General features: G+C 41.3%; 9 protein-coding genes. 4 read left to right on the top strand and 5 right to left on the bottom strand.

What is annotated here, in order from left to right; translation table 11 throughout:
- The first annotated feature begins 17 nt into the window (after positions 1–17).
- The 4 genes from HUN01_RS32070 to HUN01_RS32055 all read left to right on the top strand — a co-directional run bounded on the left by HUN01_RS32070 (position 18) and on the right by HUN01_RS32055 (position 6,199).
- The gene (locus tag HUN01_RS32070) at positions 18–1,286 is read left to right on the top strand and encodes an EndoU domain-containing protein (protein ID WP_181929549.1); all 1,269 of its coding nucleotides are present in this window, start codon (positions 18–20) and stop codon (positions 1,284–1,286) included.
- A gap of 228 nt (positions 1,287–1,514) precedes the next feature.
- Entirely contained in the window at positions 1,515–2,165 is a 651-nt protein-coding gene (locus HUN01_RS32065; RefSeq protein ID WP_181929548.1) for an MOSC domain-containing protein, read from the top strand.
- 231 nt (positions 2,166–2,396) lie between these two features.
- Positions 2,397–5,057, top strand: coding sequence for an ATP-binding protein (locus HUN01_RS32060; RefSeq protein ID WP_181929547.1), 2,661 nt, complete (start codon positions 2,397–2,399; stop codon positions 5,055–5,057).
- A gap of 638 nt (positions 5,058–5,695) precedes the next feature.
- Positions 5,696–6,199 (top strand): hypothetical protein, encoded by a 504-nt coding sequence (locus tag HUN01_RS32055; RefSeq protein ID WP_181929546.1) that lies wholly within the window; start codon positions 5,696–5,698, stop codon positions 6,197–6,199.
- A 178-nt stretch (positions 6,200–6,377) separates the two neighbouring features.
- On the opposite strand, the gene HUN01_RS32050 is transcribed toward HUN01_RS32055, so the two are convergent.
- The 5 genes from HUN01_RS32050 to HUN01_RS32030 all read right to left on the bottom strand — a co-directional run bounded on the left by HUN01_RS32050 (position 6,378) and on the right by HUN01_RS32030 (position 15,294).
- Positions 6,378–7,811: a sensor histidine kinase gene (locus HUN01_RS32050; protein WP_181929545.1), complete on the bottom strand. Its 1,434-nt coding sequence runs from the start codon at positions 7,809–7,811 to the stop codon at positions 6,378–6,380.
- 625 nt (positions 7,812–8,436) lie between these two features.
- Positions 8,437–11,145: an MGH1-like glycoside hydrolase domain-containing protein gene (locus tag HUN01_RS32045; protein WP_181929544.1), complete on the bottom strand. Its 2,709-nt coding sequence runs from the start codon at positions 11,143–11,145 to the stop codon at positions 8,437–8,439.
- Between the two features lie 55 nt (positions 11,146–11,200).
- Positions 11,201–13,252: an amylo-alpha-1,6-glucosidase gene (locus HUN01_RS32040; protein ID WP_181929543.1), complete on the bottom strand. Its 2,052-nt coding sequence runs from the start codon at positions 13,250–13,252 to the stop codon at positions 11,201–11,203.
- A 513-nt stretch (positions 13,253–13,765) separates the two neighbouring features.
- Positions 13,766–14,407 (bottom strand): GNAT family N-acetyltransferase, encoded by a 642-nt coding sequence (locus HUN01_RS32035; protein ID WP_181929542.1) that lies wholly within the window; start codon positions 14,405–14,407, stop codon positions 13,766–13,768.
- Positions 14,408–14,463: 56 nt separating this feature from the next.
- Positions 14,464–15,294, bottom strand: coding sequence for a PD-(D/E)XK nuclease family protein (locus HUN01_RS32030; protein ID WP_181929541.1), 831 nt, complete (start codon positions 15,292–15,294; stop codon positions 14,464–14,466).
- Positions 15,295–15,393: the final 99 nt, after the last annotated feature.

Below are 15,393 nucleotides of genomic sequence, written 5' to 3'. Positions count from 1 at the left end.
ATTTAACTTTGTTGATTATGTTGAAATTAGCATTTCCATTGAAGATAGCAGGAGGAGCAGTCTTCCTGCTTTCATTTTTTTCCCTACGAGCAATTAGCGCCACAATTTCAGAGGGGTTTGAGTCTGGTCAAAAGGGAGCTTATGCTGTGGCTGATGTCACCCTCAGTACAGGCGTTTGGAATTTAAATGATGCTTTGATTGGCAATACTTCAAGTGATGTCAAAACCGGAGCACAATCTACTCGCATTCGCAACAGTGGCAAAGTTACGATGAAATTTGATCGCTCCACAGGTATTGGTACAGTTACAATCAAACATGCTAAGTATGGTAATGATGCTAACACCATTTGGGGGTTGTGGTGTTCGACTACAAGCGGAACCTCATGGACAGCAGTTGGTTCAACAGTTACAACCAGTTCTAAATCACTTCAAACAGCAACTTTTACACCTAATATTTCTGGCATAGGTCGTTGTGAAATCCGCAAGACTGATGGAACTTCCAACAGAACTAACATTGATGATATTGTGATTACTGACTTTGGATCTTCTACTCCCTCTCTACCTGCTGGTTCTGTGCCATTCTTTGACAATATCAATAATCCTTTATCTGGACTAGCATTCGGCAGCCCAGGGGATGTTACCCCGGTTGCTCCAACTCTGAATGCCTTTGATAGGGCTGTTACTGATCTTTGTGGACAACCTGGTACAGTTGTCAGCCCTTCTAACTTCCAGTTGATGATGACAAACAATCCTACTGTTTTGGCAAATATTAAACAATATGTAGGAGGATATCTGGTTTTGGGACGCACTTCTAATGCAGATTTTTTAGCTGATTTGACTAATGTCTGGTTTAATGCTGATGGTTTTGATCATATTTTTTGTGGAGAACCTGTTCCAGGAGGTTCAATAGGTGGATTGCACTTTGTTGGTCGTTATGTGGAGCTTCAAGAAAAGGGTTTAGCGGGAAGATTAAATAACAACACATCCAGAGAAGAAGTTGTTCCCAATGCCATTTATACTATTGGTGCTATTGTTAAAGTTGGCAATACTACTGCTCAATCTTCTATCAAAGGTTATGCTTATACTCTCAGTGCGGAAGAAATTCTTTCTATAGTGGCTTTAGGTTATAAAAATAACCCTAATACCAGTTCTACGAACACTGTTTGTCATTTGACTGTAACTGATCAGGGTAATACGTTTAAAGCAGTATTTGTGAGAAGAGATGGTGGAATTCGCACTTTCTATCCTGATGCTACTCCTGGTAGCAACCCTATATGTGTGCAGTAATGGTTAGATGCCACAAAACTTTATTACACCACTGGAGCCAAGAATCTAGAAAACCTCTGTCCCGATACTTGGACTCTGGATCAAGCCTTTCTTGATTGCCCTGACAATCTAGATTTTCGTTGATTCAATTTAGGGGATACCGGGAGTCGCACAGAAGCCCACACCTACAGCTTGCTGAGGTGTGGGAGTATGTCACATACTTGAGTACTGACCCAATTTAAAATTTTCATGAAACTCATTTCTGTAAATATCGGACTGCCGCGTGAAGTGGCCTGGAAAGGGAAAACAGTTAGCACTGGAATTTTTAAAGAACCAGTCAGCGATCGCGTGATGGTGCGCTTACTCAATTTAGACGGTGATGGGCAAGCCGATCTAACCGTTCATGGAGGAGCAGACAAAGCAGTTTATGTCTATCCATTCGAGCATTACGATTACTGGCGAGGTGAATTGCCTGATACAGAGCTACCGCTAGGCATCTTTGGCGAAAATTTCACGATCGCTGGACTAAGAGAAGAAGACGTGAATATTGGCGATCGCTTTCAAATTGGCACTGTCAAACTGATGGTGACACAACCTCGCCTACCCTGTTACAAACTTGGGATTCGGTTTGGACGACCTGATATAGTTAAACGATTTCTTGCAAGTCGTCGCACCGGATTTTATTTTCGTGTTTTGCAAGAGGGCGAAGTCGGAGCCGGAGACACTTTAGAGTTGGTGAGCCGGGATGACAACAATATTACTGTTGCCAATATCACTCAACTTTATACTCGTGAGCAAAACAATCCAGAGTTACTTCACCAAGCGGCTCAACTTGAAGCCTTACCCAAAAGCTGGCGCGACTACTTCCAGGAGCAAAGTCGTCGTCAGGATGTGAAATAGATGCTGTTGTTTCATGAAGCCGAAATTGGTGCAGAAAGCAATGCGACTATGCTTTGAATCATAACTGTCAACAGTTAACAAGTACGAGCTACAGGTTAACGTTTTGTTCTTTTGCCAGAAGTGGTATATTGGCACTTGACCCGACCGAGTATAAACTATGCATCAGCCCACATAACAGCGAAGTCGAGGTTTTGTACTCAGTACTACAGGACAGGAAAGGGGAGTGGGCAAATGAACAAAAATACTGGGCAAGGTAGGGTTTTTTCGCTGTTTAAAGGTGTACCTTTAAGTCGCATCCTAGTAGCGTTGTTTCTGTTGCAAATCTTTCTAGCCGTGGGATTGACTGGATACTTATCAATCCGCAATGGGCAAAAGGCAGTCAATGAGGTGGCTAGCGAACTGCGTCGTGAAGTCGCAAATCGAGTTGAGCAGAATTTACAGACTTATCTATCAACTCCGCGTCAGGTACTACGCAGTAATCAAAATGTCATTGATATGGGGTTGCTGAAGATAGAAAATCTTGCAACCTGGGAGTCATACTTAATAGAGCAGTTAAAGATTTTTCCAGATGTGTTGGCTTTAACGGCCAGCAATGAACAGCAAGAACACCTAACGGTGGAGAAGCTAAACGATCGCCAATTTTTGCTCAGAACAGCCGGAAAGTCAACTGGGTACGACCTCTACACTTACAGAATTGACTCTCAAGGTCAACGTACCCAGCTACCAGAGGTGATTAAAAACTATGATGCGCGATCGCGTCCTGATTATCAAACGGCAGTTAATGCCAAAAAATTCAGCTTTAGTCAGATTTTTACATCCCTCACTGACCCCACACTCCTTATTAGTGCATCTCAACCCATCTATAACTCCCAAAGTCAGTTACTCGGAGTCAACAGCACTCTAACTCATATATCACAAATTGGGGATTTGCTGCAAAATATTAAAGTTGGCAAGTCTGGGCAGATTTTTATTATCGAGCGATCGGGGCTATTAGTTGCAACTTCCACAACCGAAGAACCGTTCCGCTTACAAAATGGTAAACCCATTCGGTTGGCAGCTTCCCAGAGCGGGAATTCTTTTACTCAAGCAACCGCTAAATATTTAACAACTAAATTTAGTAACTTTGACCAGATTCAAAGTTTACAGCAATTAGATTTCTCTGTTGACGGTAAACGACAATTTTTAGAAGTTAGACCGTTACAGGGCAAACCAGATGTCAATTGGTTAATTGTGGTAGCTGTCCCCGAAGCAGACTTTATGGGACAAATTGATCGCAACACTCAAACTACAATTTTTCTGTGTCTCGGAGCATTGGGACTAGCTACTTTGTTGGGGATTGTCACCGCCCGTTGGATAACTCAACCAATTCTCTACTTCAGCACGGCAACAAAAGATTTAACCGATTTTACCAATGACGAAAACTCAGTGGTAAAAGTACAAGGCATTAAAGAACTAGAGGTGCTGGGTGAATCTTTTAACGAGATGACGCAGCAGTTACGCAAAACCTTGACTGCACTGATTACTAAAAATGAAGATTTAGAACTGCAAGTTAAGCAGGAAAATCAAAAATTACAGGAAGAGATTCAAGAACGTATTAACAGTGAGCAAAAACTGGGCCAGCATAGTCAAGTATTGGCAGAACTAGCAAATCACAAAGCGATTTTTGAAGGAAATCTGGAAGCAGCATTCAAAGTCATCACAAAAAAAGCAGCCAATGCTTTAGAAGTAGAGCAAGTGAGTGTGTGGTTATTTAATAATGATGCCCACGGTGGGCTGCGCCAGCGCACCAAACTACAATGCATAAGTCTCTATGAACGTAGCCAGCAAAAACATTCGGCTAATCTAGAACGCTACCTGGCAGATTATCCAATCTACTTTAGAGCTTTAGCATCTGTTCGTACCATCAGCGTCACCGATACTCGCACCGATCCACGAGTACAAGAATTATGGGATGAACTACTAGAACCAAAAAATATTGTATCCCTAATTGATACCTCAATTTGGGTTGGGGGTGAAGTAGTAGGAACAGTATTGTATGAACACGTTGGTATTCCGCGGACATGGGAACTGAGCGAGCAAAACTTTGTTAGCTCAATTGCGGAATTTGTCGCCCTAACTTTAGAAGTGTGCGATCGCAAACGTGCAGAATCTGCACTGCGTGAGGCTAAAGAAGCTGCCGAAGTGGCAAATCGTGCCAAAACAACCTTTTTAGGAAACATCAACCATGAATTGAGAAATCCTTTAAACTCTATTCTGGTAATCACAGAGGCACTCCAAGATGAAGTGTACGGCCCTGTGAGTGAAGAACAACGTCAATCCTTAAAGATGCTGGAGTCTAGTGGTAAGAATCTACTAGAATTGATTAACCAAATCCTTGACCTTACCGACACCCAATCTAGCAAGATAGAACTGCAACTAGCTGCTACTTCAATTCAGGGAATATGTGACTTCAGTCTAAGTTTTGTCAAACATCTGGCGTTTCAAAAAAATATTCGATTGAGGGCACAAATACCCGAAGAACTTGAACCCATCCAAGTTGATGAACGCCGCATCCGCCAAGTATTTATTAACTTGTTAACTAACGCAATCAAGTTTACTAAAGAAGGGGGCGAAGTCTGGATTGAAGTTCAGCCAACTTCCACAAATGAATATATCTTTTTCAGCGTGGTAGATACGGGTATTGGTATGCTGTCCGATGACCTTTTTAAATTATTTCAACCTTTTGTGCAAGTTGAAAACGCCTCTACCCAACGTTCCCCAGGCACCGGTTTAGGACTAGTGATGGTGCAAAAAATTGTCGAGTTGCACGGTGGAACTGTCCATGCCGAAAGTCAGTTAGGCAAAGGTAGTCGATTTACAGTCAAACTTCCTTGGAAAAAGGCCGCAAAATGAGGAAGTGGGGACTTCCAAGTAACCAGATAATCGGCTCAATCTCTGGTGGTGGCTAAACTTCTGTGACTAAAATAGCCTGTAATGTCACTGGTGCTAGTTGTGCGGTAGTAATTTAGAAAATAAAATTCAAGAATTTAACAGCCTAATATCTGAAAATCAAACACAATTATCTGGCTTAAAAATATTAATGGGAGAAATCCCCAAAAAAAAGCTTTGATTACACCAGATGCTTGCAAGATTTACAAACACACCACACATCAATACTACTCGGTTAAGCATTTTGAACCCAAGGTTTGGTTTTGGGTAAGGGTTAAAGGGTAAGGGTTAAAGGTTTTTAATTTCCCTTTCCCCCAAACCCCGACAAGTATTGCACCACACATCAATTACAACTAATATTATTAACTACAAAATTTGCTTAGATCAAATTAAAACTATTGGCAACGGAAATAGACCCAAATTCTGGCAAGATTTTTTCAACAAAGAATGGTTGATAGCAAAAGTTTTATAAGAATATTAGTTTTGAAATCTCAGAAGACTTTAATTTATGAGTCAGCTTGTTCTCATAGTCATATACGAATCTATTAATTACAGGTTCTTGATCCACATCAAGCCATTCATCTAAGAGCGAGGACTTTATCATGAAAGGTTTAATTTTTGGTAGTTTATCTGCTTTAATACTCACTACATCTGCGACAGCTTTAGCGACACCTGTAAAGTATCACCAGTCAAATTCAGATACACACACAGCATCCCAAGTCGCATTCAACTTTAACGTTCCTCATATTACTAACTCTGGCGTCAGAAATGATATTCACTTTATCAAAGTGGCTATAGAAGGAATGTCTCTACAAAACCTAATAATTTCTCTACCAAGTCAGATGGAACGCTTTAATGGAGTTCGGATTACAGACCAATCGGGTGGAGAAATTGCAGCTAAGACTGAAATTAGTAAAGAACGTTTATTAATCACCTTTGACCAACCTGTAGTTCCTGGTAGTTCTTTAGAGGTGGAGCTAAGAGGTGTACAAAGAAAGAGTTTAGGTGGGAATGTACTGCTCTACGGAGTGAGCGGTCAAAGAATTGGGTTGACGGAAGAAATCCCAATTGGAACAGCCAGAATCGATGTTCATGAAAAAGGTTAGAATTCTCTGCGGTTTGTAGGGTAATATTTTATGTTAATGGCGTGATGTTCGCCGCTTCGGGACTGGGGACTGGGAAAACATTCTAAAATTTGGGAGAGGTTAAAGCCTGGAATATCATTTTTCGTTTGATAACCCAATCCCCAATCCCTAATCCCCAGTCCCTTTTACTTTTCATCAATTAGATAGAACTACTATATGTAGGTAAATTGATTGTAAACATACTCCCTTCCCCTAACTTCGATTGCACACTTACACTACCACCCATACCTTCTACAAGTGTCTTGACAATCGATAAACCTAAACCAGAACCCCCAGTGGTCTGAGAGCGAGATTCATCTACACGGTAAAATCTCTCAAATATCCGTGCTTGCTGTTGCAAGGGGATGCCATAACCTTTGTCACAAACTTGAATAATTGCTTTATCTTGAAGCTCATTTAACTTAAGAGTTATGGGTGTATCAGCTTCAGAATACTTAACAGCATTATCAATTAAATTTAATAACACTTGTTTCAGGCGGCTATAGTCTGCCTTGATCTCAATTGGATAAATTTCTGACTCGATTGTAATTGTGCGATCGCTATATTTTTTTGCCATCATTACAACTTCTTCAACCAATTCATTCAGCACATAAGATTTCATTTGAAAATATAAGTAACCGCTATCTGCTCGCGCTAAATCAAGTAAATCTTGTAGCAGGCGAATAGTGCGTTCAGCTTCCGATGCAGCAGTTTCTAAAGCTTCTTGTTGGGTTTGAGTTAAGTTATTCTGCCTTCGCAAGACGCTTTGCAAATAACCATGTACAATTGTTAAAGGTGTGCGTAATTCATGAGAAACATTACTCACAAATTCTCGCTCTTGCTCCCAAGATTGCGAAAGGCGTGATAAAAGCATGGTTAAGGTTTGAGCTAATTCTTTAACTTCACTGGGTGCATTATCAAGATATAGCTGTGCTTTTCCTAAATCCTCAGCGGAAATCACAGAAGCCATTTGATTTAGCTGGCGCAGAGGTTGCAAAGAACGCTTAATATAAAATGCGATCGCAACAGTTAAAATAATAATTGCCAAACCACTAGTAATACCTAAACTCTGCACCATTACCACAAACATTTTCTGTTCGCGGGTAATATCCTTAACTACAAATAACTCACCCAGTAACTTACCTTGCACTTGCACAGAACTACCGCATAAAACAAAGTAGCTTTGGTTTACTTTGTAAACTTGTGGTTTAATCGGCATCTTAGTCAGAGACATTAAATCAGTTACCGTATTATCAGATAATAAATCCAAAGTGGCAGATTTCACTAAAATTTTATTATCAGGACTTTTTAGCCATAACAATGTGTTGGTATTTGCTAAATTATTAATAGCCTTTTGCAACCCAGTTTCGGGTTGCATCATTTCACTATAAATTTGTACATCTTGCGGCAAACGCTTGGCGATTTGTTCTATATTGTATTTATGACCATCAACTAAAATTTGCTGCATTTTCCAACTAGTCCATGTAGCAAGACTACCTAATACCAAAGCTGAAAATGATGCAATACCAACCGTGAGGCGTGATTGTAAGGAAAATGGGTCTATATTTATCCAATCTGTTATGATTTGCTTCACTGTTTTGGTTGCACTGAAGGTGTTTAATAAGGCTAGTACCGCAAGGCGGAATTAAAAATTAAAAATTAAAAATTAAAAATTAAAAATGAAGACAGCTTAAGGGTTTTGTTGATTGGGAATGGGTGGTTTATTTCCGCCGTGCTGTACTAGATCAATCAAATAATACTGCTGAATATAAAGTTACTGTTAACCGCTACATCCTTAGTCATAGCTGATTTGAACTTACCTCTGTTGTAGACCTACAGTTAAAAGTGCAGCCATTCCAAAAAGATTGAGCAATATTTTTATTTCATCGCTCTTTAAACTCCGCGAATCCTTCTCTAATCATAATTTAAATGCATTTACTAGTAATTAAATTAATTTCCGCTGAGAATTAACTTAAAATTTTTAATCCTATTTGTTTCATTTTTCTAGCTTGATTTAACGCAGGTACTAAAAGCAATACGCTTGGGTTAAGGGCTAATTGTACAAAATTGTGGGTTTTCGAGACGCGATAAATCACCGTCTCTACAAGTGTTTTGGTCTTATCTGAACTGTATTGGTATCTTTCTATTTAACCAGAAAGAATAAAGGCAAATAACAAGTCTTTTTAATGAAGATGAGGGAAGAGTAGGTTTAGAGGTACTTATGTTAGAGCGATCGCGTCTTTATCCTCCTCTATTTCTGGTTCTTGATGCGGTGCTTCATATTCACCAATTTGCTGGATTAATTTGGCAACTAAACCTGTCCAACCAGTTTGATGACTAGCGCCAATTCCGGCTCCGTTATCACCATGAAAATACTCATAGAATAAAATCAGATTTTGCCAGTGTGGATCATTTTGAAACTTTTGCATTCCACCATAAACAGGACGTTTACCAGAGGAATTTTGCAAGAAAATTCTGGTTAACCGTTGAGATAATTCTGATGCAACTTCCCAAAGTGTCATCATTTGACCAGAACCGGTCGGACATTCCACTTTGAAATCGTCTCCTAGATAATAATGAAACTTTTGCAGAGATTCAATTAGGATGAAATTCACCGGAAACCAAACGGGGCCGCGCCAGTTAGAATTCCCACCAAATAAACCACTGCTAGATTCAGCCGGTTCATAATCGACTCGAAATTGTGAACCGTTGACATCAAAAATATAAGGATTTTCAGCGTGAAATCGAGAAAGTGCCCGGATGCCGTAAGGGCCAAAAAACTCGCTTTCATCCAGCATTTTTTGCAGAATACTTCTGAGCTTATCTCTAGAAACGATCGCCAGCAATCTCCTCGCACCCAATCCTTTTGTTTCCATACAAGCCACATTTTGCCGCAAGTCAGGACGGTTTTGGATAAACCATTCTAATCGCTTTTTAAAACCAGGAAGCAGTTTTAAAATTTCTGGTTCAATAGTTTCAATGGCAAATAGAGGAATTAATCCTACCATTGACCTGACTTTTAGGGTAATCTGCCGTTCAGGTAAATGCAGCACATCGTAGTAAAATTCATCATAATCATGCCACAAACTGGCTTCCATTTCGCCGATTTTATTCATAGCATCGGCAATATAAAGAAAATGCTCAAAAAACTTAGTAGCAATGTCTTCGTAAACAGGATTAGTCTTGGCTAATTCGAGAGCGATCGCTAACATATTTAAACAATACATCCCCATCCAACTCGTACCATCAGATTGGTCAATATGTCCACCTGTAGGTAAAGCTGCGCTACGGTCAAATACACCAATATTATCTAAACCGAGAAATCCCCCTTGAAAGACGTTGTTACCCGCAGTATCTTTGCGATTTACCCACCAGGTAAAATTGAGCATCAGCTTTTGAAATACCCGTTCTAAAAACTGTCTATCTGCTCGTCCATAAATCTTTTTTTCAATCTTATAAATACGCCAAGTTGCCCAAGCGTGAACAGGTGGATTAACATCACCAAAAGCCCATTCATAGGCAGGAATTTGCCCGTTAGGATGCATATACCATTCTCGTGTTAAAACATCCAACTGATACTTAGCAAAATCAGGGTCAATCATTGCCAAAGGAATGGTATGAAATGCCAAATCCCAAGCTGCAAACCAAGGATATTCCCACTTATCGGGCATAGAAAGAATATCTTTATTGTAGAGATGAAACCATTCTCGGTTTCTGCCTTGTTGGCGTTCTGGTGGTGGCGGTGGTGTATTGCGATCGCCTTTGAGCCAATCCTCTATAACATAGTGATAATATTGTTTACTCCACAGCATTCCAGCAAATGCTTGTCGTTGCACATTTCGCATATCTTCACTGAGGGGAAATGGTGTAACGCGCTGATAAAATTTATCTGCTTCCTGTTGCCGTTCCCAAAAGATTGTATCGAATTTTTTGCCAAATGGCTCAACTAAATTTGGTACATCACTCAATCGTAATTTAACGATTTTTGTTTCACCTGCACCAACTGTCAACAAATAATCAGCAGATGCCTTAGTGCCAACTTTATTTGGATTTACTGCCTCTTTTTTACCCTGGATTATATAGTCATTGATGCCATCTTTGACATAGATAGAGGAATTAGGAGAACCAAACAAACGCTGATAATTTGTTTCGTTTTCTGTAAATAGAATTTCGTTTACTTCCTGACAATACAGCCACCTTTTACCTAAAGTTGAGTGAAATACCTCAACCACATGAAAGCCATTACCTGATTTGACTTCTTTTAAAATAGGTTTGCTGGTATCACCATTCCAGCACCAAGTATTACGAAACCAGAGAGTAGGTAACAGGTGTAGGGTTTTTGCTTCTGGGCCCCGGTTGATTACTTTTATTTGGATGAGAATATCTTCAGCAGAATTTTTGGCATATTCAATAAAGACATCAAAGTAACGATTTTCATCAAATATACCTGTATCTAGTAATTCAAATTCTGGCTCATGACGATTTCTGCGTTGATTTTCTGCAACTAGTTGGGAGTAGGGAAAGGCTTTATGGGGATATTTGTAAAGCGCTTTCATGTAGGAATGGGTAGGAGTATTGTCTAGATAAAAGTAATATTCTTTAACATCCTCTCCATGATTTCCTTCGCTACCAGTTAGACCAAAAATTCTTTCTTTAAGAATAGAATCTTCGCCATTCCAAAGTGCGATCGCAAAACAAAGTCGTTGATGATTATCAGAAATGCCAGCAATCCCATCTTCACCCCAACGATAGGCGCGAGAACGAGCCTGATCGTGGGTGAAATAGTCCCAGGCTGTACCATTCGGACTATAGTCTTCGCGTACCGTTCCCCATTGGCGATCGCTTAAATATGGCCCCCATCTCCGCCAATGAGCTTTGTGACTCAAGGCTTCTGCTAATCTGATTTCTTCTTGGGTTAAATTTGTCATAATATCACCCTGTGCATATCTGCACTTTAGTAAATCAATCTTTAAATTCCCTGCATCAACTCTCCGTAGCCAACCAAGCACGCAAAACCTCTGCTACTGTCCAGGCTTGGGCAATACATCCCCGTGGAGTCATCGGAGCATCACCATCAAAAATTTCGCTGAGACTACCAACACCGTGTGCAGTGAGATGATTAGCCATTGGTTCCAAAAATTGACGAGCCTGCTCAGGGTTTTTGTAGACGCGCAGGTGTGCTAAGACAAACGGCCCCAACAACCAACCCCAAACTGTCCCTTGGTGGTAAGCTCCATCACGTTGATACTGATTGCCACCGTATTTGCCCTGATATTGAGGATGGTTTGGGGCTAGCGAGAGTCTTTCAGACACGCTACGCGATCGCAACCCGTGAGAAGTCAGCAGCGATCGCCCGCAAGCTTCCACCACACCCTTTTGCTGGGCAAGTGTGAGCGGACTTTCTGGTAATGACACAGCAAAGATTTGGTTAGGACGCAATAACGCATCATCACCATCAGGACTGTCTAGAACGTCATAGCAATAACCTGTCTCGTCATTCCAGAAGCGAGAAAATCTATACTTTGCCCGGTCTGCCATTGCTTCATACTCTTGGTGTGGTTTACCAAGCTGACGGGCAAATTTTGCCATTGTACGTAAAGCATTATACCAGAGGGCGTTAACTTCAATCGGTTTACCGATTCGGGGCGTAACTACCCAATCATCAACTTTGGCATCCATCCAAGTCAGTTGTACACCAGCAACGCCTGCATAAAGTAAACCATCGGCTGCATCGAGGTGAATGTTGTAACGTGTACCGCGACAGTGCCAATCAATGATGTCTGCAAGTATGGGAAAGAGTTCACCAAGCAAAGTATCATCGTCCGTAGCGCTGTAGTAAGCACGGACTGCTTCAAAGTACCAGAGAGTAGCATCGACTGTATTATATTCTGGTTGCTCACCCGCATCGGGAAAGCGATTAGGCAACATTCCTTGGTCTACATATCTGGCAAAAGTACGAAGAATTGAGCGTGCTACCTCTGGGCGACCAGTAGAAATTGTCAAACCAGGTAGACTAATCATTGTGTCGCGTCCCCAGTCGCTAAACCAGTGATAACCAGCGATGATGGTTTTGCCGTAGGGGTCTTCTGGTACTGGGCGATCGACAATAAACTGGTCAGCAGCTAGTACTAGATGATTGATCCAGCTAGGTGATTCCTTAGTCTTGAGAGGTCGATTAGTTTTCCAAAATCCTGTTAACTTCTGCTCTTGAGCGCGACGTAACTTAAGTGCAGCTTCACCATTGAGATTTGGTTCTTTTTCTGTGCTGGCTACAAATGCCATCGCTTCCCCAGGATTCAGTGTAACTTCAAAGGTGGCGGCGTGGAGGTGATCTTCTCTATCTCTCAATCCCCGATAGCGTTCAACTGCTAAGTCAAAACCATGATACCAATTGTGGACAACAGATACACTAGGGCGTGAAGCGTTGCGTAGCTTGCCACCGTAGGCATCGCCTTTAGGTGAATCACTCAGCAGATATAGTGGTACAGCACCCGGATACGCAGTTACACAAATCCCCTGTTCTACCTCCTCTACAGACATCTGCCAATCATTGCTTTGAGTATCGCTGTGATAATCGCGGTAGTTGACCATTGCTTTGAGGGTTAACTTCAGCGGTTGGGTAGCACGACGGAGAGTATATTGGATATAGGTTGTGTTAGCGCCTTGTTGCATCCACACCCGTTTTTCTAATAAGGCATCGGCAACAGCAAAACGCCATACAGGAATTGTACCTTCCAGAGAAAAACGTTCAATATTTTGATAACCCTGGGGACTGACAATACCATCAGCCCAACGATTGGTATCTAGAGAATAAGAGCGAGTATCGTACAGGACAGTTTCATCTAGTTTTGCCACCATTAAGGTACGACCCAGAGGTGGTTTCAATGCTGCTACCAGTAGTCCGTGATAGCGGCGGGTCAATAAACCAGCTATAGTCCCAGAGGCATAACCACCAATACCGTTAGTAACTAACCACTCCCGCGATTCTGCAATGTCAAGATTGCCGCAGATTTCCCGCCCAAATTCTATACACATAAGTCACGTCACTGTGCTCCGAATTCACAATTCAAAATTAACAATCCCAATTAAAAGTTGCTCCTAGAGCATCCTAACTCCTAACTTTTGTTAAAGGATGTTTGAAAAGTGGTTGGCTGTAATTTTAGGCACTTGTTGATCCCCCCAACCCCCCTTTTTAAGGCCTACCGTGTACACACAAGTCCTAAAAACCTAGCTTGATAAGACTTTCCTCGTTCCCAGTCTCCGACTGGGAATGCATTCATTGAGTCTCTGACTCAATGCCAGATTGGAGGCAGAGCCTCCACGAGGAGCATTCCCATGTAGAACATGGGAACGAGATAAAAACGAGGTACACGAGAGAAGAATGGAAAATCAAGCTTTTTTCGACTTGTGTGTACACCGTAGCTTACCAAGGGGGGAAAGTCTCTAAAAGTCCCCCAATTTATCGGGGGATTTAGGGGGATCTAAAACGTTTTGCTACCGACTAGAGGACTTTTAAAACCCAATCCCCAGTCCCTTTTACACATCCTTTTAGATTGGAGATTGATCTTCAGTTGCTTGAGATTCATTCACTAGAGGATTGAGGATGACTTCATTTGCAACACTATCAGGTTTACGGGCACGAATTGCTGGACGCGATCGCCTGTAACCGGCTCTTTCAGCTTTTTGATGTTCATAATCAATCAATCTGCCATAATATTCGTGCTTGCTTAAATTCATCGACAAGAAAATATGCTGGCGGATATTACCAAAACCTTTGCGACTAAAAAACTTTAATGCTGAAGTATTAGTGGGGTCAGTATCTACCAACATAAACCGCGCCCCATCTTCAATCATCCGGGCGACGACTTTATCAACTAGCTTGTCTGCAACTCCCCGACGCTGATACTTCGGACTAACTCCTAGCCATAAAATATATCCGTAAGTCCAGGATGCTTTGGTGATGATGGTTCCTAAAATGAATCCTGCTAATTCTCCATCAGTTTCAGCCACAAGACAGTATTCGGGATCGGTGTTGTAAAGTCCAATCACCTCCCATTCGTCCCAAGTGCGGTATAAATAAGGATATAAATCGCTGGTAAATAAACCTTCTCCCAAGTGGTAAACGGGAGCAATGTCATCAATTCCTAATTCGCGTACATAAATTGCTTCAGTTTCGTCAACGCTTGACATAAATTTATATTAATTTTTAATTTCTTTATACCTCTATTGGATTTTACAAACATCCTCTAATGTATGGGGTTGAGTGAGACTTCTGGAATACTGTCAAAATTTGGTAATGAGTCTTTTACTGCTTCTTCAATGCCTTGTGTGCGTAGTTTACCGTCGTAGGCATCGCACCGTTTGGCAAACTGACAATAATCACAGGTTTTGCTACCCTCCACCACTTGCGGAAACTGCTGGTTATTTTGGTAATCTTCCAACAAATTAGTTAACTGGCTTAACAGTTGATTAAGTCTCTTTGCTGTTTGTGTGTGTTGAGCAGTATTGTAATTAAATTTAATATTTTGCGGCTTGCCCTCAGATTGGACAAACCAGTAAGTCATGGAAATCTTTTCTGGCAAATAGTCGCTAGTTTCAGCCAATACATACAGATAAAGCCGTGTTTGCCAGTTGGATTCTAACTGACGTTTGTTGGGTGGTTTAGGATAAGTTTTCCAGTCGAGAATTTGTGCTTGTTGGTTATCTGCAATCAATAAATCATAGATAACCGACAGCAAATAGTCCTGAACTTGCAGAGTTCGGTAGTGTTCACTTTCACGGAAAGTTTGATTATCAGATGCAGGCGTTAAGATTTCTGGGGCTGCATCGGCAAAACCTAGCATCCAGCTTTGCAGTTGAGCATCCGCTTGCAGAAAACTATCAATTGGCAAACCCATTTCTCGCTGTTGCATTAGCAAGTGAAAGCGACTACCCAAAGTTAGCCGTTCTTCTTGTTCTGGATTTGAGGGCGAATTGAGTTTTTCTAGGTAAGTGTGTTGAAATTTACGCGGACAAGCTTCTAGTAGGTTGAGTTGTCCTTGAGACAGTCGCAGTAGTTGAGTGGGAGTTGACAGCATTCTTCTATTTTAGAAGCGATCGCAAACGATGCCCATTTGCCAGGAAAAGCAATCAAGTAGCCCCAAGGAAAAACTTTATCTCAGCGTAGTGGAAGATGG

It is taken from the genome of Nostoc edaphicum CCNP1411, from assembly GCF_014023275.1.
Taxonomy (GTDB): domain Bacteria; phylum Cyanobacteriota; class Cyanobacteriia; order Cyanobacteriales; family Nostocaceae; genus Nostoc; species Nostoc edaphicum_A.
This window is presented reverse-complemented; position numbering and strand designations above follow the sequence as displayed.